This is a genomic window from Streptomyces sp. NPDC044719 (assembly GCF_056433405.1).
In genome coordinates, this window is the sequence record NZ_JBWKHE010000002.1 from 731,701 (window position 1) to 752,873 (window position 21,173).

The 21,173-nt window shown below is 70.0% G+C and carries 14 protein-coding genes; 5 read left to right on the forward strand and 9 right to left on the reverse strand.

Annotated features, from left to right (window positions below):
* Together AC07DF_RS10070 and AC07DF_RS10075 are read left to right on the forward strand one after the other, a co-directional pair.
* Positions 1 to 3,500, forward strand: a 3,500-nt coding sequence (locus AC07DF_RS10070; RefSeq protein WP_478968915.1) for a hybrid sensor histidine kinase/response regulator, incomplete at its 5' end; no start/stop codon positions are given.
* A 67-nt stretch (positions 3,501 to 3,567) separates the two neighbouring features.
* On the forward strand, positions 3,568 to 6,036 hold the full coding sequence (locus AC07DF_RS10075; protein ID WP_478968918.1) for a SpoIIE family protein phosphatase: 2,469 nt from the start codon (positions 3,568 to 3,570) through the stop codon (positions 6,034 to 6,036).
* 7 nt (positions 6,037 to 6,043) lie between these two features.
* Here the strand turns inward: AC07DF_RS10075 and AC07DF_RS10080 are convergent, their stop codons facing one another.
* The 3 genes from AC07DF_RS10080 to AC07DF_RS10090 all read right to left on the reverse strand — a co-directional run bounded on the left by AC07DF_RS10080 (position 6,044) and on the right by AC07DF_RS10090 (position 9,318).
* Complete coding sequence (locus AC07DF_RS10080) at positions 6,044 to 6,418, reverse strand: hypothetical protein (RefSeq protein ID WP_478968920.1); 375 nt, start codon at positions 6,416 to 6,418, stop codon at positions 6,044 to 6,046.
* 30 nt (positions 6,419 to 6,448) lie between these two features.
* Positions 6,449 to 8,212, reverse strand: coding sequence for a hydroxysqualene dehydroxylase (locus tag AC07DF_RS10085; protein WP_478968922.1), 1,764 nt, complete (start codon positions 8,210 to 8,212; stop codon positions 6,449 to 6,451).
* 209 nt (positions 8,213 to 8,421) lie between these two features.
* Entirely contained in the window at positions 8,422 to 9,318 is an 897-nt protein-coding gene (locus AC07DF_RS10090; RefSeq protein WP_478968924.1) for a phosphotransferase, read from the reverse strand.
* Between the two features lie 238 nt (positions 9,319 to 9,556).
* On the opposite strand from AC07DF_RS10090, the gene AC07DF_RS10095 reads away from it, so the two are divergent.
* Positions 9,557 to 10,462, forward strand: coding sequence for an SDR family oxidoreductase (locus tag AC07DF_RS10095; protein ID WP_478969488.1), 906 nt, complete (start codon positions 9,557 to 9,559; stop codon positions 10,460 to 10,462).
* A gap of 58 nt (positions 10,463 to 10,520) precedes the next feature.
* Here AC07DF_RS10095 and AC07DF_RS10100 read toward each other — a convergent pair whose 3' ends face one another.
* Positions 10,521 to 10,853, reverse strand: a complete 333-nt coding sequence (locus AC07DF_RS10100; RefSeq protein WP_478968926.1) for a MarR family transcriptional regulator — start codon at positions 10,851 to 10,853, stop codon at positions 10,521 to 10,523.
* A 105-nt stretch (positions 10,854 to 10,958) separates the two neighbouring features.
* Here AC07DF_RS10100 and AC07DF_RS10105 point away from each other — a divergent pair, with 105 nt between their 5' ends.
* A complete protein-coding gene (locus AC07DF_RS10105) occupies positions 10,959 to 11,363 on the forward strand; it encodes an STAS domain-containing protein (protein WP_478968929.1) in 405 nt (134 codons plus the stop codon).
* Between the two features lie 141 nt (positions 11,364 to 11,504).
* Here AC07DF_RS10105 and AC07DF_RS10110 read toward each other — a convergent pair whose 3' ends face one another.
* Complete coding sequence (locus AC07DF_RS10110) at positions 11,505 to 13,136, reverse strand: phytoene desaturase family protein (protein WP_478968931.1); 1,632 nt, start codon at positions 13,134 to 13,136, stop codon at positions 11,505 to 11,507.
* Positions 13,129 to 13,638 (reverse strand): SRPBCC family protein, encoded by a 510-nt coding sequence (locus AC07DF_RS10115; protein ID WP_478968933.1) that lies wholly within the window; start codon positions 13,636 to 13,638, stop codon positions 13,129 to 13,131. The genes AC07DF_RS10110 and AC07DF_RS10115 overlap by 8 nt, the downstream gene beginning before the upstream one ends.
* A gap of 429 nt (positions 13,639 to 14,067) precedes the next feature.
* Between AC07DF_RS10115 and AC07DF_RS10120 the strand changes: the two genes are divergently transcribed.
* The gene (locus AC07DF_RS10120) at positions 14,068 to 15,822 is read left to right on the forward strand and encodes a lysyl oxidase family protein (RefSeq protein WP_478968935.1); all 1,755 of its coding nucleotides are present in this window, start codon (positions 14,068 to 14,070) and stop codon (positions 15,820 to 15,822) included.
* Positions 15,823 to 15,977: 155 nt separating this feature from the next.
* Here the strand turns inward: AC07DF_RS10120 and AC07DF_RS10125 are convergent, their stop codons facing one another.
* From AC07DF_RS10125 to AC07DF_RS10135, 3 genes are all read right to left on the reverse strand, one after another.
* The gene (locus AC07DF_RS10125) at positions 15,978 to 16,838 is read right to left on the reverse strand and encodes a 3-hydroxybutyryl-CoA dehydrogenase (protein WP_478968937.1); all 861 of its coding nucleotides are present in this window, start codon (positions 16,836 to 16,838) and stop codon (positions 15,978 to 15,980) included.
* A gap of 21 nt (positions 16,839 to 16,859) precedes the next feature.
* Positions 16,860 to 20,090: a fused isobutyryl-CoA mutase/GTPase IcmF gene (gene icmF, locus AC07DF_RS10130; RefSeq protein WP_478968939.1), complete on the reverse strand. Its 3,231-nt coding sequence runs from the start codon at positions 20,088 to 20,090 to the stop codon at positions 16,860 to 16,862.
* A 94-nt stretch (positions 20,091 to 20,184) separates the two neighbouring features.
* Entirely contained in the window at positions 20,185 to 21,162 is a 978-nt protein-coding gene (locus AC07DF_RS10135) for a PDR/VanB family oxidoreductase (protein ID WP_478968941.1), read from the reverse strand.
* Between the last annotated feature and the right edge of the window lie 11 nt (positions 21,163 to 21,173).

Below are 21,173 nucleotides of genomic sequence, written 5' to 3' on the forward strand. Positions count from 1 at the left end.
GTACGGAGGGCCGGCTCGGCGGGCAGGCGGACGTCAAGGGTGTGCGGGGCACCTGGCGGGATCTGACCGACTCCGTGAACTTCATGGCGGACAACCTGACCGCCCAGGTCCGCTCCATCGCCGAGGTGACCACCGCCGTGGCGCAGGGCGATCTGTCGCAGAAGATCCGCGTGGACGCGCGGGGCGAGATCCTGAAGCTGAAGGAGACCATCAACACGATGGTCGACCAGCTGTCGTCCTTCGCCGACGAGGTCACCAGGGTCTCCCGTGAGGTGGGTACCGAGGGCAACCTCGGCGGCCAGGCCACCGTGCGCGGGGTCTCGGGCACCTGGAAGGACCTCACCGACAACGTCAACGTGATGGCTTCCAACCTGACCGGGCAGGTCCGCTCCATCGCCCAGGTGGCCACGGCCGTGGCCCGCGGCGACCTGTCCCAGAAGATCACGGTGGAGGCCAAGGGCGAGGTCGCCGCGCTGGCCGGGACGATCAACACCATGGTCGACACCCTGTCCGCCTTCGCCGACGAGGTGACCCGCGTGGCCCGGGAGGTCGGTACCGAGGGACGTCTCGGCGGCCAGGCCCATGTGCCCAACGTCGCCGGCACGTGGAAGGACCTCACCGACAACGTCAACTCGATGGCGAACAACCTGACCGGCCAGGTCCGCAACATCGCGCTGGTGACGACGGCCGTCGCCAACGGCGACCTGTCCAAGAAGATCGACGTCGACGCGCGCGGCGAGATCCTGGAACTCAAGACCACGATCAACACGATGGTCGACCAGCTCTCGTCGTTCGCAGCAGAGGTCACCCGCGTGGCCCGGGAGGTGGGCAGCGAGGGCCGGCTCGGCGGTCAGGCCGAGGTCGAGGGCGTCTCCGGCACCTGGAAGCGGCTCACCGAGAACGTGAACGAGCTGGCCGGCAACCTGACCCGCCAGGTACGGGCGATCGCCGAGGTGGCCAGTGCCGTCGCCGAGGGCGACCTCACCCGGTCGATCACCGTGGACGCCTCCGGCGAGGTGGCCGAACTCAAGGACAACATCAACGCGATGGTGGAGTCCCTGCGGGACACCACACAGGCGAATCAGGAACAGGACTGGCTCAAGTCCAACCTGGCCCGGGTGTCCTCCCTCATGCAGGGCCACCGTGACCTGGACGTCGTCGCCGAACTCATCATGGACGAGCTGACCCCGCTGGTCTCCGCGCAGTACGGGGCGTTCTACCTGGCCGAGGAGACCGGTACCGGCGTCGAGCTGCGGCTCATCGGCTCCTACGGCTACCCCGCCGACGGCGACCGCCTCGAGCGCGTTCCCCTCGGGCACACCCTGATCGGCCAGGCGGCACGCAGCCGGCGCACCATCACCGTGGACGAGCTGCCGGCCGACTACGTGACGATCTCCTCCGGGCTCGGCAGGACGACGCCGACCTCGCTGACGGTGCTGCCCATCACCGTCGAGGAACAGGTGCTCGGCGTCATCGAGCTCGCCTCGGTCACCCGGTTCACCCAGATCCACCAGGACTTCCTGGGGCAGCTGAGGGAGACCATCGGCGTCAACGTCAACACCATCCTCGCCAACGCCCGCACCGACGAACTGCTCGGCGAGTCCCAGCGGCTGGCCGAGGAACTGCGCGTACGGTCCGACGAGTTGCAGGTCCGCCAGGGCGAGCTGCAGCGGTCCAACGCGGAGCTGGAGGAGAAGGCCACCCTGCTGGCCACGCAGAACCGGGACATCGAGGCGAAGAACCTGCAGATCGAACAGGCCCGCCAGGAGCTGGAGGACCGCGCCAAGCAACTGTCGCTGGCCTCCAAGTACAAGTCGGAGTTCCTGGCCAACATGAGCCACGAACTGCGCACCCCGCTCAACAGCCTGCTCATTCTCGCCCAGCTGCTCGCCCAGAACCCCTCCCGGAACCTGACGCCGAAGCAGGTGGAGTACGCGGGCATCATCCACTCCGCCGGCTCCGACCTGCTGCAGCTCATCAACGACATCCTCGACCTGTCGAAGGTCGAGGCGGGGAAGATGGACATCGCCCCCGAACGCGTCCCGCTGCGCCAACTCCTGGACTACGTCGAGGCCACCTTCCGGCCGATGACCACCCAGAAGGGCCTGACCTTCGCCATCACCAGGGCCCCGGGCGCGCCGGCCGACCTGGTCACGGACGACGCGCGGTTGCGCCAGGTGCTGCGCAATCTGCTCTCCAACGCGGTGAAGTTCACCGAGCGCGGCGGCGTCGAGCTGCACATCGAACCGGCGGCCGACGACGACGTACCCGGGAACGTGCACCGTGGCGGGCCCGTGGTGGCCTTCCGTGTCGAGGACACGGGCATCGGCATTCCCGAGCAGCAGCTGGAGACCATCTTCGGCGCCTTCCAGCAGGCGGACGGCACCATGAGCCGTAAGTACGGCGGTACCGGCTTGGGCCTGTCCATCACCCGGGAGATCGCCCACCTGCTGGGCGGCGCGGTGACCGTGGACAGCAACCCGGGACAGGGGAGCACCTTCACGCTCTATCTTCCGGTGGCGCGCGCCGACTTCGAGGAACTCCCCGCCGCAGCGCGGCTGGACGGCACGCAGGACGACGACAGCGCCGACGCACCGGCCGAGACGCAGCGTCCGGGCACGGCCCCCGCACTCCCGGTACCGCACACACGGCGGCTGCTGATCGTCGAGGAGCGCGTGCGCGGGCTGCTCTCCGTGGTCGCCGAGAGCGCCGTCGCCGACCTGGACCACAGCCGCGCCGCACGGGACCAGCATGACGCCGTGGAGATCGTCACGGCCATGGACGCCCAGGAGGCGGCCTCCGCCCTGGCCGCCGGTCCCTGCCACTGCGTCGTGCTCAGCATGGATCTGCCCGACGGCGAGGGCCCGCGGCTGCTCGAGGCCGTGGACGGCGACGCCGCGCTGGCCACCGTTCCGGTCCTCGTCCACAACAACCACCGTCCGAGCGCGGCTCAGGAGGCCGCCCTGCAGGCCCGGGCGGACAACCGCCCCCTGGAGGTGCTGTCGAGCCTGGACGAGCTGAAGGAACGGATCACCCTGCACCTGTCGGCCGAGCAACCCGGCGACGTGGTCCCCCTCGTGCGGATGGAGGAGAGCCTGGGCACGGCGCCGGAGGTCGACGTCACCCTGGCGGGACACACGGTGCTCGTCGTCGACGACGACGCCCGCAACCTGTTCGCCCTCAGCGGCATCCTCGAACTGCACGGGCTGCGTGTGCTGCACGCCGAGAACGGCCGCAAGAGCATCGACATCCTCACCGCCCACCCTGAGATCCGGCTCGTGCTGATGGACGTGATGATGCCGGAGATGGACGGGTACACCGCGACCGCCGAGATCAGGAAGATGCCCGAATACCGGGGCCTGCCGATCGTCGCCGTCACCGCCAAGGCCATGCCGGGCGACCGGGAGAAGAGCCTGGCGGCCGGCGCCAGCGACTACGTGACGAAGCCCGTCGACGCGAACGACCTCATCGCCCGCGTGCGGCACTGGCTGTCCTCGTGACGCCGAAACCCACCGACAGCACGAAGCCTCCCACGCGGTGCGCGGGTCAGAAGGAGCAAGCGTCCACGTGAGCAACACCGATCTGTCCGGCGACCCCTCCCGGGACGATGAGCCGCGACGCCAGGGCACTGCGACGGGCCCGCCGACCGCCGAGCCCGCCGACGATGACGTCATACCGGTCGCCGGGCCGCCCGGCGGACCGCTGACCTCTCCGGTCGGCCGGCTGGCCGTGACGGTGGAACGCCTGCGCCACGAGGTGCAGGCGGCACACGCCGCGGCCGATGGACGCGCCCTCATGGATCTCGCCAAGGGCGTCCTCGTCGAGCGCCTGCACTGCGGCCCCGCCGAAGCCGCCCGGCAACTGGCAGAACTCGCCGAACAGTCGGCGATGACCCCTCTCGAGCTGGCCGTCGACATCATCAACCAGGCGGCACGCGACCGCCTGACCGAGGTCGCGGTCGACTTCGCGACCGCGGTCGGCACCCCGCCCGCCATGCCGTCCGCCCTGTCCGCCGCCGTACGGCTGCGCACGGCGGAGAGCAGTGCCCTGGCCGCCGAGGACACCCAGGCCGTCGCCGACTCCCTGCTGCAGCACGCACTGGAACCGCTCGGGGCGACCGGCGTGGCGATCTGGGCGGCCGGCGCCGACGGCTCCCTGACACTCGCGGGCAGTTCCGGCTTTCCCGAGGGCGAGGCGGAGCGCTGGCGCTATGTGCCGCCGGGCGTGGCGACCGTCGCCCGCACCGCGCTGACCGAGCGCAGGCCCGAATGGATCCGGTCCCTGGCAGCCGGGCCTCCGTCCATCGGCCGTACCCACCACCCCGACGGCGGACGGGTCGCCGTCCCCACCGGCGTGGGCGGGCGGATCCACGGCGTGCTCGAGATCTGCTGGCCCACCCCGCTGGTCGAGCAACCGCCCGCCGTCGTCCGCCAGTTTGAAGCACTCGCGGAACTGTGCGCCCACACCCTGGAGATCCACTCTCCCTCCTCTTCCCCGCCGCCCGACGGCCCGACGCCGAGGACCGGCCTGTCGGAACTGGCGGACCTTGCCGACTCGCTGTACGACCCCGCGCTGGTGCTCATTCCCCAGGTGGACGACACCGGACATCTCACCGACTTCCGCATCCACCACGCCAACCACCGCTTCCGCGACCCCGCGGGGCGCCCCCGCAGCACCGTCGACGGCGCACTGCTGCTGGAGGCGTATCCCCTGGCGGCGGACGAGAGCGGCCTCTTCAGCCACCTGGAACGGGTCTACGCCACGGGCGAGCCGTTCCGGGCCGGGCACATGACACTCACCGCGCTCGTCGACCAGGTGCCGCTGTCCTCCGTCGCCGAGGTCAGCATGACCCGGAACGGCGACAGCGTGCTGCTGATCTGGCGCATCGAGGACGAGGTGGCACGCCTGGCCAACCTGCTCGAGCACGCGCAACGCCTGGGGCGGATCGGCGGTTTCGAGGAGAACTTCGTCACGGGCGAGATCACCTGGAACAGTCAGCTGTTCGCCCTCTACGGCAGAGCGGAGTCCGACGGGCCCGCCCCCGTCGAGGAACTGCGTGCCCACGCCCACCCGGACGACGCCGTAGCCATCGGCCGCTTCCTGCGGACCGTGCTGCACCACCGCAAGCCGGCGTCGGAGGCCTTCCGCCTGCTGCGCCCGGACGGGGTGACCCGCCACATCCGGGTGGTCGCCGAACCCGTCGTGGACATCGACGACAGCCTGCTCGCCGTGCGCGGCGCCTACCAGGACGTCTCGGCCCAGCACTGGACGGAGGTCGCCCTCGCCGCCACCCGCGACCAACTCGCCCACTCCGAACAGCAGTCCGCGGAGCGGAACCGTCTGGCCCTGCAACTGCAACAGGCCATCATGCCCTCCACGGCGGCGCCCCTGGACGCGCCGGGACTGCGCACGGCCGTGCGCTACCGGCCCGCCGAGACCGACCACCTCGTGGGCGGCGACTGGTACGACGCCGTGGTCCTGCCCTCGAAGCACATCCTGCTGAGCGTCGGGGACGTCGCCGGGCACGGCATCGAGGCGGCCACCAGCATGGTCGTGCTCCGCAACGCCCTGCGCGGCCTGGCCGTCACCGGAGCGGGCCCGGCCCAACTGCTGGCCTGGCTGAACAGCGTCGCCCACCACCTCTCCGACTCGGTGACGGCGACCGCGGTCTGCGCGCTGTACGACCCCTCGAGCCGTGTCCTGCGCTGGGCCCGAGCCGGACATCTGCCACCGGTTCTCGTACGGGACGGACAGGCGACGACCCTGCCCCTGCTCAAGGGGCTGCTGCTCGGCGCGGCGTCGGACATCACCTACCAGGAAGCCGAGATGCGGCTGGAGATCGGCGACACGCTGCTGATGTACACCGACGGACTGGTGGAACGCAGGGACCGCTCCATGGAGGAGTCCCTGAAGCACCTCCTGGTGACCGCCAGCGCCAAGAAGACCACCCTCGACCAGCGCCTCGACCACCTGCTCACCTACAGCAGATCCGACACGGACGACGACACCTGCATCATCAGCATCGAAGTCATGTAGACCGAAGTCATGTCCGCTCGTAGGGGTCCGTGATCCGGTCGAGGAACCGGGAGGACAGGCACAGGTCGACGGTCCGGTCGGCGCGGGCCCCGGTGTGCAGGGTGGTGAGGATGCCCCCCTGGAAGGAGAGCGGGTCGAAGGCGAGGGCGGCGTCTCCGGCGGCGATCCATCCGTGTCCCGCCGCCGGGCACAGCCGCAGCCCGTGGGCCGCGGTCCAGCGCGGCGCAGGGGCATGGGCCGGGTCGTAGCCGTCGAGGCGGGTGCGGACGTGGCGGGTGCCCCCGATCGCAGTGAGGAAGCCCTCGGCGGTGTGCAGGGCGGAGTGGGTCAGGTCGGTGTCGGCGCGCCTGGAGGGGAGCCGCCGTCCGAACAACGGGTACACGGCGACAAGAAGCGCTGGCTCTGAGGGCTTTCAGCCGACGTCGAAGAGATTCGGCAGCCGGAGCAGGTGGCGGGTGCGGTCGTGCCGCTTGAGTGCCTCCAACTCCGGGGCCCGGTACAAGGGGGTCACGGTGCACCGCTCGGCGGTCGAGCCGATTTGTTCCAGCAGGGCGTTGACGGCCTGCCGGGCCGAGGAGTTGGCGCCCTCCATCGTGGCGAGATCGATGGGCACGGCCACGTAGTCGCCGGCCAGGAAGAGGTTGGGGATCTTCGTGGCCGACCGCGGGCGGTGGTGGAAGGTCCCCACGGGATGGATGAGCAACTGCTCCTCGTTGACCGGGTTCGGGGTGCCCAGTCCGTCCACGGCCGGATCGAGGAACCAGGAGTGCAGCACGGAGTCCTTCAGGACCGTACGTCCGCTGTCGTTGAGCGCCGCCTTCAACTGTGCCCACACCTCGCGGGCGACTTCGGCACGGGTGCACTGCTTGGCCGTCTTGCCGTACAGGATGCCCGGACGGTCCCACTCCGAGACGTCGACGGACAGACAGTCCGCGACCGTGCCGTCGCCGAAGTCGGCGGGGAAGTCGTGGCCGGGCCAGTGCTGGGCCTGGGCGATCGCGGTCAGCGACCATGGAGAGTCGATGAGGTTGAGGTGGCCGTGCAGGATCGGCGTACGTTCGGTCAGATAGAACTGGATGCCGGTCATCCAGTCCGTCTCCAGCCGGTCGCACTCGGCCAGTTGGGGGTCGGCGGCGCGTACGGCGGAGTTCCAGGTGCGGCGGGCGTGCTCGACCGGCATCGCCGAGATGTAGTGGTCGGCGGTAACGGTCCGGCGGGCGCCTCCGGGGTCCTCCACGACAGCCCCAGTGATCTCACCCCCGCCCAGGGGCAGGTCCCGTACGGTCCAGCCGACGCGGAACTCGACCCCGAGTGACCTCAGGTAAGTCACCCATGGGTCGATCCAGGCCTCGTTGGTGGGCGCGTTGAGGATCCGGTCCAGTGGTCCGTCCGCGCCCCGCCCGAGGAGGTTGAAGACGAAGGCTTCCATCAGGGTGGCGACCGTACGGGTGCTGGCCTCCTCCGCCTTGGTGGCCACGATGTTTCGGGTGATGCCGACGGCGAGGATCCGCTGGTAGTCGTCGGACATCTGTCCGGCCCGTACGAACTCCCACCACGGCGTCCGCTCCCATACGTCGTCGCGGCGCTCGTCGCAGCTGGTGAGGAAGACCAGGAAGCGGTTGGCGAAGTAGAGGGCCTCGTGGAGGGGGAGGTTGAATGCCGTGTCCAGGACCGCGGTGAGGGCGCGGCGGATCTCGTCGGGGGTGAGTTCGGCCGGGGCGTCGCCGTATTTGGGCAGCGGGAGCCGGATGTCCTCGCGGCCGCCCGACCGGGCGAACAGCATCTCCTTGGGGGCGACGAGGTTGTCGTGGACACCGTTGGGGTTGCCGGGGAACGGGATGCGGCGCATGGTGTCGGGCAGGTTGTGGTAAATGCCGGGGATGAAGCGGAAGCCGTGCTCGCCGGGCAGGGGACGGCGGCCGCCCGTGCCGCTGCCCGGTACGTCCATGCTGCGGGCCTTGCCGCCCAGCGCCTTGCGCTCGTAGACCGTGACCCGGAAGCCGCGCTCGGCGAGTTCGTGAGCGGCCGTGAGCCCGGCGACACCCCCGCCCAACACGGCCACGGTCCGCACTGCCGCACCGCTCTCGGCCGAAGCCCGCTGCGGGGTTCCGACGGCGACCCCGCCGCCGGCGGCCGCAGCGGTGCCGAGAAAGGTTCTGCGCGTGGTGCCGCTCATCGCCACCCCTTACCGTCGGTAACATCGGCGCCCGAGGATATGAGCGGCATGCCAATCCCGGAAGACACCGGAAGACACCGGAAGACAGCCGACGCAACTTTGGCTTGATGCCGCATCACAACGGTGCGGCTACGGCCAACGAGGGTGAGCTTCGCGTTCGAAATGAGAATCCCAGCCGATCCGAGCACTCCGACCTGCGCGTCGGCACATCAAAGGCGCTTCAGAACACGATCCAGTGCCGCCCGGCCTACAGGCCCCCAGTTCGGCTTACCGCCGGGAAGGCCCCGGTCTCCGTTCTGCCCCATGAGCATCAGGAAGAGACTCTTCATGGCGGCCAGCCCGCGGGCGCGCCGGATCGCCGCCTGGTCTGCGTGCGCGTACATGTCGAAGAACCGTGAGGCCAACCCCGCGGGCAGCAGCACCCATGCGGCGGCCAGGTCCCAGGCCGGGTCGCCGGCGAACATGGCACCGAAGTCGACGATGCCCGAGAGCGTTCCGTCCGAGACGACGACGTTCGCTGGATGGAGGTCGCCGTGCACCCACACCGGCGGGCCCTGCCACGCCTGGGCCGCAACCGCGTCGTCCCAGACGGCCCGGACGTCGGCAGCGATGTCGTCGGGGGCAACGGCCTGGAAGAAGTTCTCGAAGCCGTCCGTGCAGTCCTTGGGGTGCGCACCGCGGTCCGTAGCGATCGGCGCCTCGGCGGGCGCCTCCACATGGAGCGCCCGGAGGAAGCCCGCCAGCGTGTCGGCCGCGTGGGCGCCACGGCTGATCGAGCCGTGGTCCAGCGGCTCGCCGGGAACCCACGTCATCACGGTCCAGTGCTTGGGGAACCGCCCGGACGGTTCGCCGAACCGCACCGGAGTCGGCACCGGGAGCGGAAGGAGCGGAGCCAGCACGGGCAGCCACCGCCGCTCCTTGAGCTGGAGCTCCGGGGTCGGGTCCATACGCTGCATGCGCACGGCCAACTCGTCCCCGAGACGCCACATTTGATTGCCCCAGCCACCCGCCACCTCGCTGATGGCCAGCCCCGCAAGGTCTGGATGTTGCTCCTGCAGCAGCTCGCGAACCAGGTCTGCGGTGATCTCGATCTCGGTGCCGGTCATGCGAAGTCACAGTACTGAGGCGGCAGGCGGAACGGCTCTCGCTCACCGAACATCACGCTGTGACGCCTCTGGCATCACCGCTCCGGTGACCGGACCAAAGCTGATCCCGGCGGGCGCGTTGAGTCGTTCCCGGTAACGGGAACATGGCTGCCGCTGATATGGGCACGCGGTGCGGGAAAGAACGGCGTGGCCCAGGAAGCACGGCTTCGTCGTGGACGACACCGGCGAAAGGGAAGCCTTGCAGCCCGAGCAGGAGCAGTCCGCACCACAGATCGTGTCCGAGCCCGCCCCGCCCTACGACTCGGACAAACAGCAGCATCCGGGGCTGGAGGCCGACATGCGTCTCTCGCCGCGCTATCGGGCGAGCCGCTATCGGGCCAGCGGGAAGCTGGAGGGCAAGGCCGCGCTGATCACCGGCGGCGACTCCGGAATCGGCCGGGCCGTGGCACTGCTGTACGCGCGCGAGGGCGCCGACGTGGCCATCGTCCATCTGCCCGAGGAACAGGTCGACGCGGAACAGGTCCAACGCGAGGTGGAAGAGCACGGCCGGCGCTGTCTGCTGCTCCCCGGCGACCTCACCGATCCGGCGTTCTGCCGCGAGGCCGTCGAGCGGACCGCGGCGGAGCTCGGCGGGCTCAACATCCTGGTGAGCAACGCCGCGTACCTCAACAGCAAGTTGGAACTGGAGCAGTTGACGGCGGAGGATTTCGACCGGACGTTCAAGACGAACGTCTACGCGTACTTCCATCTGCTCATGGCGGCTCTGCCCCACCTGGAGCCCGGCGACGCGGTCATCGCCACCGCGACCGAGGAGGCCCTCAAGGGCAGTACGACGATGATCGACTACGCGGCGTCGAAGGCCGCCCTGATCACCCTGACGAAGTCCGTCGCCGTACACCTCGCCAAGCGAGGCGTCCGCGCCAACGTGGTCGCGCCGGGCCCGACCTGGACACCGCTCAACGAGGCGGACCCGCACATGCCGCCGGACGGGCTTGCCCACATCGGCAGCGAGGCTCCACTGGAACGCGCAGCCCAGCCGGAGGAGATCGCCCCGACGTACGTCTACCTCGCCTCCGACGCCGACTCCAGCTACACGGTCGGTGAGGTCATCGCGGTGACGGGCGGCATCGTCGACACGCGGTGATCCCGGCACAGGGAGCCGTCCCCGTGGGCAGCGGCAGAGCTGCCGGGCGCACGATCGACTACTGCTGAGCGACCGGCTTGCCGACGCGTTCGCTCTCGTCCTGCACGAGCAGGGAAAGCAGGGAAGCCACGGGAAGACCGGCTTCGGCCGGGTGGCGCAGTACCTTGCCGGGCTCGATGCGGTAGGTGTTCGTGCGCCCGTCGCGGGTGTGGGAGAGATAGCCGTCCTGCTCGAGGTCGGCGATGATCCGCGCGACGGCCCGTTCCGTGAGCCGGCAGTGGGCGGCGATGTCACGGACTCGGACGCTGGGGTTGTCGGCGATGGCCGCCAGCACGCGTGCGTGGCTGGTGATGAACGTCCATCCGGTGTGTGATTCGGGCACTCCAACCATGCTCGGCATCTTAGGGGAGCGTTGCGGGAACGCGAATGCATGACATACTTTTCAGGTAATGAGTGACATGCTCCCGCACGGGAGAGCCACGGAAGGAGCCCCGAGGTGCCCACGGACGAGGCCGTCATGCCGCCGCTCATGAGCAACACCGGCGGGAAGCCGTTGCCGGAACAGGCCGCCGAGCCTGCCTCGCGAGAGGCTGCGGTGCACCAATACGAACGGCACGGGGCCTGGGTCGTCACCGCCCGCGGCGCCTACGACATGCACTCGATCACGCCTTTGGCAGACGCGTTGAAGACCGCGGCCAGGAGGCATCCGAAGGTGATCCTGGACGCCTCCGGCCTCACCTTCGCGGACTCGACGCTCCTGAACCTTCTGATCCTCACCCACCGGACGGGCACCCTGCGCGTGGTCGCGCCGTCACCACAGCTCCAGCGGCTCTGTGAGGTCACCGGAGTCGACGGCATCCTGGAGGTTCGTGCATCGATCGACGACGCTGCCGCCTCCTGACCCGCCGCGCACCGGCCGGCCGGAGGCACGCCTGCGGAGCGCACCTTTGCGGGCGAATGCGTGCGTCAGTGCTGGGCGATTGCGTGCGTCAGTGCTGGTCCGTGGTGATGAGTGGCCATGGTCTCTTCCTTTCACAGGCCGTCAGCGCGGCGACGGTGCTTTTCGCCCGGTGCGATCCCGGTGGGTGAGGAGGCGTTGGGCGCGGGTGAGGCCGGCAAGCCGGTGCCGGTGCAAGGCCGCCTGGGCGGCATTGGCTCCCGGGGCTCCATGGACCCCGCCACCCGGATGGGCGGAGGCGGAGGCGAGATAGAGATGGCCCACGGGTGTCTCCGGACGGCCCGTGCCGGGGACGGGGCGGAACACGAGCTGCTGGTGTACGGCCGCGGTGCCGCCGTTGATGGCGCCTCCGTGCAGATTGCTGTCGAGCGACTGGAGGGTGGGCGGCGCCAGGACGCGCCGCGCGCGGATACGGGAGCGGAAACCGGGAGCGAACCGCTCGACCTGACGCTCGATCCGGTCGGCCATCACTTCCTGCTCCGCGCTGGTCCAAGCCCCGGTCAGCCCCTCATCGCCGGCGTCGGACTTGATGGATTGCGGCACATGGGTATAAGCCCAGGCGGCTTCGGTGCCGCGGGGTGAACGCGAGGCGTCGGCCGTCGTCATCTGTCCGAAGAGGGCGAACGGTCGGTCCGGTACTTGCCCCATGGCGATTTGGGCCGCGAAGCGAGTGAGTTCGTCCATCCCGTCGGCCAGATGGACCGTTCCGGCCTGCGCCGCCGCTTCGGCCTGCCAGGGCGCGGGACCGTCGCACGCCCAGTCGACCTTGAACGTGGCGAAGTCCCACTGGAACCGCTTCAGGTCGGCCGCCAGCTGGGATGGGAGGTGCTCCGCTTCGACGAGCTCGCCGTACAGGGCCGACGCCGACACATCGGCCAGGACGGCGCGACGTGCGGACACCGTTTCACCGCCGTCGGTGATGACACCTACGGCTCGCCTGTCGCGCACGATGACCCGGCGGACGCGCTGTCCGCAGCGCAGGGTGCCGCCACGCGCCCGCAGCCGGCGTACGAGAGCCCCGGTCAGGGCGCCGGATCCGCCGGCCGGCACGGGAAAGCCGTAGGTCTGGCCGAGCATGGACATCAGCCAGCCGAAACCTCCGCTGCCTGCGGCTTCCGGTGCGAGGTCGGCGTGCAGCGCGTTCCCGGCGAGCAGCAGCTTGCCGCCTTCGCCGCGGAACTCCTCGTCGCCCATACGGCGCACCGGCAGGACCAGGGTGCGGGCCATCCGCAGGCCTCCGGCCGCCTTGAGCCGCAGGGCGAGTCGGGCGGAGGCACGCAGGGGCGGGAAGGGGGTGAACAAGGCGTCCAGGATGTCGGGGCCAAGACGCTCCCACATGCCGTGCAGGCGCCTCCAGGCGTCCCCGTCAGCCGGGTGGAACGCGTCGAGGGAGTCGGCGGTGGCATCGACTTCGCGGGCCAGCACGGCGCACTTCCCGTCGCTGAGGGGGTGGGCCAGCACGCGGGGTGCATGGCTCCAGCGCAGCCCGTACTCCTCCAGGCGCAGACGGTCCAGTACGGGCGAGGCGGCGGCCAGGGGATAGAAGGAGCTGAAGAGATCGCTGACGAATTCGGGGTCGACACCGCGGTCGTGGCGCACCGCGCCACCTGCGTCGGGCTGCTCCTCGAGCACCTCCACGCTCCATCCGGCATCAGCCAGCAGATTGGCTGCCACCAGCCCGTTGGGCCCGGCCCCGATCACCACGGCATCAGGCATGACGGCCGCCGGAACCCTGGGCTGCCGCGCCGCGCGGCCGCTGGAGGCCCCGGGGCGGGCCGCCCCCGGCTTCCTGCGTCTGGCACACCCGGGCGAGCCGGGCCAGCATCGCGCGGTGCCGCAGCTGGATCAGCGCTTCCACTCCCACATTGTGGAGCCGCCCGCTGGCTCCCTGCAGGGGATGCTCGTCCACGATCACCAGGCAGTGCTCGCCCCAGGGGAGGAGCTCGATGGCGATCCGTGCCGTCCCCAGGGCTCCTGCCCGGGCCTCCAGGCCCAGCTTGGAGCCTTCCTCGCAGTGCCGGACCACCGTCTCGTTGGTCAGCCGCATCGGTCCGAGCCGAACCTCGTAGCCGATCGCCGAGCCCGTCTGCGGCCACTGCCCGCGCACCGGCTCGGAGGCCGAGGTCCCCACCACCCACTCCGCATATCGTCCGCCGTCGGCGAGGACCTCCCAAACGGTCTGCGGACTCACCTTGATCAGTCGATGCCGTACCGCCACACCACACCTCCAGGACCCCGTCTCGGTCCACAGCCAAGTGCCCAGCCCACACCAGACAAACCAGACACCACAGCCTCGACCACCCCGACCGCCCACCCGCAGCCGGATCCGGGACCACCGGGCTGCGGAAACCGCCGGCCGCCGGTCCCACCCTCTCGGACAGCAACAAGCGGAGTCAGGAGCGCGCGCTCCGAAGGGAGATGCGCCAGCGGGTGAGGTGTGCCCGCACCGACGGCCGGATTTCGTCATTACGAGGGCATTCGGCCAACACTCCACCCACTTTCCGTCTTCCGGACAACCGAGCAACCGGTTCGCTCCTCTCGCAGCGCGGGGAAACAAAACGCCTCTCACATGACGGCCCCGGCCCGGACCTCGTGGACGCGCCGTGCCGCCTGCTTCCTTCTCACAGCACCGGAGGACGAGGGAACCATGACCAGAAGACGCACCGCTCGGCTGCGGCGTACGCTGCTCGCCGGCACCACGGCCATCGCCGTGACGGCCGTCACGGCCGGCATCGTGGCCGCAGCGCAGGAGCCTGCGAAGGCGGGGACGGGCCCCGAGCTGAGCCTCGTCGCCGCGACCCCTTCGGTGACGCTCACCACCTGGAAGGAGGAGCCGGGTGTGTACTTGGACCTCGGCACCTACCTCATCGCGGAGGGCAGGCCGCTGGAGCTCAAGGTGACCCGGAAGTCCTACAAGGACCCGGTGGCCGTCACCCAGACCGTGTACGAGGGCGGCAAGGCCAAGGCGAAGAAGCTGCCCACGGGCACCGTGAAGGACTTCTCCGGGCTGCCCGGCTTCTCAGAGATCACCCTCACCGACAAGGCCGGCAAGAAGGTCCTCACCCGCAGCGAGAGCTTCTGCCCGAACAACGCCAGCGGTCGAGTGCGGCCCGACGCACCCTCCACCTCCAAGTATCCGGAGAGCTGCCCCACCAACCCCTTCACCCTCGGCTCCGTGTGGGGCGTCCAGAAGGGCTGGGCGGCCAACACCTACGCGGGCTCCTACACCGAGCCGGTCCAGCTGCCGGCCGGTACGTACACGGCCAAGGTCGGTGTCGCCAAGAAGTACCGCGACCTGTTCGGCATTGCCGACAAGGCCGCCACGGTCAAGGTGACCGTGGTGGAGCGAAGCGACGAGGACGAAGAGGGCTCCACCGGGGTGGCGCCCCGCTCCGCGAAGGCCGGCGAGCACGCCGGGCACGGTGCGGGTCATCAGGCGCCGACCGCGCACGCCGGTCACGGGCCGGGGCATGCCCCGACGCCCGCCGAGGCCGCCGCGCCGGTGACGAGCGGTGCGCGTCCCTCCTACAACGTGGGCCACGGTCCGCTGAAGGCCGCGCCGCCGGCCCTGCCGTGGGCGCTGAAGAAGAAGCAGTCCGCGATGTCTCCGCAAGCCGGGGACACCGGCGGCCAGACCGACGGCTCGCGTCAGGCACCCGCTGTCGAACCGCTGTCGAAGCGGCCCACCGGCAAGCCCTCCGTCCCTGACGTCCCCAAGCCGGACCTGCGCTCGCTGCCGGCCTACGGCATCACCATCGGCGACGGCGACAAGGACATCCCGGGCAAGGACTACCTGGCGTTCAGCGCCAACGTCTGGAACGCCGGCCCGGCGCAGCTCGTGGTGGACGGATTCCGCTCGCCCGGCAAGGCCAAGATGGACGCCTTCCAGTACTTCTACGACGCCAAGGGCAAGCAGGTCGGCTACACCCCGACCGGCACGATGGAGTGGGACCCGCGCCCGGGACACGTGCACTGGCACTTCACCGACTTCGCCAGTTACCGGCTGCTGAAGGCCGACAAGAAGGAGGCCGTGCGCAGCGGCAAGGAAGCGTTCTGCCTCGCCAACACCGACGCCATCGACTACACGGTGAAGAACGCCAACTGGCACCCCTACAACACCGACCTGGCCACCGCCTGCGGTGAGGAGAACTCGATTTCCGTCCGCGAGGTGCTGGACGTCGGCTCCGGTGACACCTACACCCAGGACCTGCCGGGCCAGTCCTTCGACATCACCGGCGTGCCCAACGGCACCTACTACATCCAGGTGCTGGCCAACCCCGAGAAGCGGCTGAAGGAAACCAACCTGAACAACAACAGTGCCCTGCGGAAGATCGTGCTCGGCGGCAAGCCGGGCAAGCGGACGGTCACCGTGCCGGCGCACGACCTGGTGAACGCCAACTGACCCCGTCGCGCGACTGGAGAGTGTCCCCGCCCGGGATCAGGGCGGGGACACGGCCATCAGCGGCATTCTCGGCGCGGTCGGCGAGGACCTGCTCGGGCGCGACACACCCGTCTACGCCGGCGCCTACGCCCGTGCAGGAGCGCCCCAACCTCTGTTCAGGCGTCGTAGGTGTGGAAACCCCGGCCGCTCTTGCGGCCGAGATGGCCGGCGGCGACCATGCGGCGCAGCAGTGCGGGGGGCGCGTACAGCGGCTCCTTGAATTCCTCGTACATCGACTCCGCCACGGCCTGTGCGGTGTCGAGGCCGATGAGGTCGAGCAGGCGCAACGGCCCCATGGGATGGGCACAGCCGAGCTCCATGCCCCGATCGATGTCTTCGGGCTGCGCGGAGCCCGACTCCACCATCCGTACTGCGCTGAGCAGGTACGGCACCAGGAGGGCGTTGACGACGAAACCGGAGCGGTCGGGTGCCTGGATGGCCTGTTTGCCCAGCTGCTCGGCCAGGTCGCGGGTGCGCTGCACGGTGTCCGCGCTGGTGAGGAGAGCGGGAATGAGCTCGACCAACTGCTGCACCGGCACCGGGTTGAAGAAGTGCATGCCGATGACCTGCGCGGGGCGTTCCGTGACCACGGCGAGATCGACGACCGGGATCGAGGAGGTGTTGGTCGCCAGGACTGCCGCCGGGTCCTCGACTGCCTTGTCCAGAGTGCGCAGGACCTCGGCTTTGATGTCGCGGTTCTCGGCGACGGCCTCGATGACGAACTGACGGTCGGCCAGGTCGCTGAGGTCATGGGTGAAGGAGAGCCCGGCCAGGGCCCGGTCCCGCTGCTCCTCGCTGAGCTTGCCGCGTCGTACGCCTCGGTCCAGGGAGCTGACGAGCCGGCGGCGGCCCGCCTCGAGTGCGTCCGGCGTGGCCTCGGCGACACGGACGTCGAGACCTCTGCGGGCGGCGACTTCGGCGATGCCGGAGCCCATGAGGCCGCATCCGACGACGCCGAGACGGGTGACGGGATCCATCTGAGGTCCTCTTTCGTTGAGTCAGACGTTGCGGCGGTACTGGCCGCCGACCTCGAAGAAGGCCTCGGTGATCTGCTGAAGTGAGCAGACGCGGGCGGCGTCCATGAGGACGGCGAAGACGTTGTGGCCGTTCATCGCCGCGTCCTTGAGCGCGGCCAGGGCGGTGTGGGCGTCGTCGCGGTAGCGGGACTGACAGGTGCGCACACGCTCCAGCTGGGACTGCTTCTCCTCCTCGGTGGCGCGAGCCAGCTCGATGGCGCCCGGCTCGGCGCTGTCCGCGTGGGGGTTGCGGAAGGTGTTGACGCCGATGACGGGCAGGGTGCCGTCGTGCTTGCGCTGCTCGTAGAGCATCGACTCGTCCTGGATACGGCCGCGCTGGTAGCCGGTCTCCATCGCCCCGAGCACGCCACCGCGTTCGCTGATCCGCTCGAACTCCTGGAGCACCGCCTCCTCCACCAGGTCGGTGAGCTCGTCGATGATGAACGATCCCTGCAGTGGGTTCTCGTTCATGGCCAGGCCCCACTCCCGGTTGATGATCAACTGGATGGCCAGCGCCCGGCGGACCGAGTCCTCGGTGGGGGTGGTGACGGCCTCGTCATAGGCGTTGGTGTGCAGGCTGTTGCAGTTGTCGTAGATCGCTATGAGCGCCTGGAGGGTGGTGCGGATGTCGTTGAAGTCCATCTCCTGGGCGTGCAGGGAGCGGCCGGAGGTCTGGACGTGGTACTTCAGCTTCTGGGAGCGCTCGTTGGCCCCGTACTTCTCCTTCATCGCGACGGCCCAGATCCGGCGTGCGACCCGGCCGAGGACGGAGTACTCGGGGTCCATGCCGTTGGAGAAGAAGAACGACAGGTTCGGGGCGAAGTCGTCGATGTGCATGCCCCGGGCCAGGTAGGCCTCGACGTAGGTGAAGCCGTTGGCGAGGGTGAAGGCGAGCTGGCTGATGGGGTTCGCGCCGGCTTCGGCGATGTGATAGCCGGAGATGGACACGGAGTAGAAGTTGCGGACCTTGTGGGCGATGAACCACTCCTGGATGTCGGCCATCATCCGCAGGGAGAACTCGGTGGAGAACAGGCAGGTGTTCTGGCCCTGGTCCTCCTTGAGGATGTCGGCCTGCACCGTGCCGCGCACGTTCGCCAGCGCGTGCGCACGCAGCTCGGCAGCCTCGTCCGGCGACGGATCGCGGCCCTCGGCGGCGCGGAACCTGTCGGTCTGCTGGTCGATGACGGTGTTGAGGAAGAACGCCAGGATGGTCGGGGCGGGGCCGTTGATGGTCATGGAGACCGAAGTGGTCGGCGCGACGAGGTCGAAGCCGTCGTAGAGCGCCTTCATGTCGTCCAGCGTCGCCACCGACACACCGGAGGTGCCGACCTTGCCGTAGATGTCGGGGCGTTCGTCCGGGTCGCGGCCGTAGAGCGTCACCGAGTCGAAGGCGGTGGACAGGCGGGTGGCCGGCTGTCCCTCGGAGAGCAGCTTGAAGCGCCGGTTGGTGCGGAACGGGTCACCCTCGCCCGCGAACATCCGGGCGGGGTCCTCGCCGTCGCGTTTGAAGGGGAACACCCCGGCCGTGAACGGGAAGTGGCCCGGCAGGTTCTCCCGGCGCCAGAACCGCACCAGCTCGCCGTGGTCGGTGAACCTGGGCAGAGAGACGCGCGGGATGCTGCTTCCCGACAGGGACTCGCGGGTCAGCCTGGTGCGGATCTCCCTGTCCCGGACCTTCACCACCTGCTCGTCGCCGGAGTACGAGGCGACGACAGCGGGCCAGTTGGCGATCTGCTCCCCGACCTCGTGCGGCAGCCGCTTACGGGCGTCGTCGAGCAGCGCCCGGACGTTCCCGGCGTCGGAGCCCGCCTCGGTGAGCTCGCCCTCGACCGCCTCCAGACGCTGCACCCGCCTGGCCGCCTCGGCCAGCCGCCCGGTCTCCGCGTGGTACGTACGGACGGTGTCGGTGACGTCGGCGAGGTAGCGCACCCGGTCGGCGGGGACGACCTGGCGGATGCCCGAGGAGTGGCGCACGTCGACCGGTGCCAGCGCGCCCTCGGACAGCGGCAGCCCCTTCCCGGCCAGGTCGGTCCGCAGGTGCTGGTAGAGCGCGGTGACACCGTCGTCGTTGAAGGTCGCCGCCGAGGTGCCGTACACCGGCATGTCCTCGGGCCGCATGCCGAACGCCTCGCGGTTGCGCACCAGTTGGCGGCCCACGTCGCGCAGCGCGTCCTTGGCGCCGCGCCGCTCGAACTTGTTGATCGCCACGACGTCGGCGAAGTCGAGCATGTCGATCTTCTCCAGCTGCGAGGCGGCACCGAACTCCGGCGTCATCACGTACAGCGAGGTGCCGACGAACGGCACGATCGCCGCGTCGCCCTGGCCGATGCCAGGCGTCTCGACGATCACCAGGTCGAACCCGGCGGCCTTCACTACGTCGATCACATCGGACAGGTGCTCGGGCAGCTCCCGGCTGCCGCGGGTGGCCAGACTCCGGAAGAACACCCGGTCCCCGTCCAGGGAGTTCATCCGGATCCGGTCGCCGAGCAGCGCGCCTCCGCCGCGCCGGCGGGTCGGGTCGACCGCGATCACCGCGATCCGCAGCTTGTCGTCCTGGTCGACACGGAACCGGCGCACCAGTTCGTCGGTCAGCGAGGACTTGCCCGAGCCGCCCGTGCCGGTGATGCCGAGCACCGGTACGACCCGGGCCGCGGCGGCGGCACGCAACTGCTCCAGGAAGCCCCCGGGGAGCCTGCCGAGTTCGGCGCCCGTGACGGCGCGGGCGATCGCGAACCGGTCACCGGCGAGCACGGCGGCCGCGTCGGCCGGCCGGTCGTCCCAGAGGTCGAAGTCGCAGTCCCGCACGACCGAGTTGACCATCCCGGCGAGGCCCATCCGCTGCCCGTCCTCCGGGGAGAAGATGGTCACCCCGCTCCCGCGCAGCCGGGCGATCTCGCCGGGCACGATGACGCCGCCTCCGCCGCCCACCACCCGGACGTGCTCGGCCCCCTGGGAGCGCAAAGACTCGACGAGGTACTCGAAGTATTCGACGTGCCCGCCCTGGTAGGAGGAGACCGCCACGCCGTGTGCGTCCTCCTCCAGCACGGCGTCCACGACCTCCCGCACCGACCGGTTGTGTCCGAGGTGGATCACCTCGGCGCCTTGAGACTGGAGGATGCGCCGCATGATGTTGATCGACGCGTCGTGCCCGTCGAACAGAGCCGAAGCGGTGACCAGGCGGACGGGGTGCACGGGGCGATGCAGATCGCTCATGAGGCCTTCCCGGGCAGGGCGGGATGCTGCTGGACGAAACGAATACTAGGACGTCCTAGTAAATTGCAGGGAGTGATCACCGGAGTGATCGCCGTCACAGATCGAGAACCAGGCGGGGCCCGCACGAGCGGGAGACACAGATGAGCATGGTGTCGCCGGCGGCCCGCTCGTCCTCGGTCAGCAGCGCATCGCGGTGGTCGGGCGTGCCGTCGAGTACGTCGGTCTCGCAGGTACCGCACGTGCCTTCCCGGCAGGAGAAGTCGACCGCGACGCCGGCCTCCTCGACGGCTTCGAGGACCGAACGGCCCGGGGGCACGGTGAGGGTGAGCCCGGAACGGGCGAGCTCCAGCTCGAAGGCCTCGGTCGGGCCGGTGTCGGCCGTCCGCGCCGGGGCGAACCGTTCGACGCCCAGGGTGCCCGGCGGCCAGCTCGCGCACTGCTCCTGTACCGCTCGCAGCAGGGGCTCGGGTCCGCAGGCGTGCACCAGGGTGTTCTGTTCGGGCTCGCCGAGGTGGGCGGCGAGGTCCAGCAGGCCGTACTCGTCCTGCGGGCGCACGAGCACCCGGTCCCCGTACGGGGCGAGGCGGTCCAGGAATGCCATGGAGGCGCGGGTGCGGCCGCCGTACAGCAGACGCCAGTCCGCGCCCGCGGCCTCGGCGGCCTCGGCCATGGGAAGGATGGGCGTGATACCGACACCGCCGGCGATGAACAGATGGCGCGCGGCGGGCCGCAGCGGGAAGGTGTTCCGCGGTCCGCGGACGCGCACGGTGGAGCCTTCGCGCAGGTGGTCGTGGATGTAGGCGGAGCCGCCGCGGCCCCCCGGCTCGCGCAGCACGGCGATCTGCCAGGCCCGGCGTTCGGCCGGGTGCCCGCACAGGGAGTACTGACGGATCAGGTCGCCCCGTTCACCGCCTTCGCCGTCCAGGAGTACGTCGATGTGGGCGCCCGGCGTCCAGGAGGGGAGCGGCCCGCCGTCAGGGCGGCGAAGGGTGAGGGAGACCACGCCGTCGGCGGCGAGGGTGCGGGCGGCCACCGTGAGGGCTGTCAGGGCCGGGGGCAGTCGATCGTTCATGATGGTTCGGC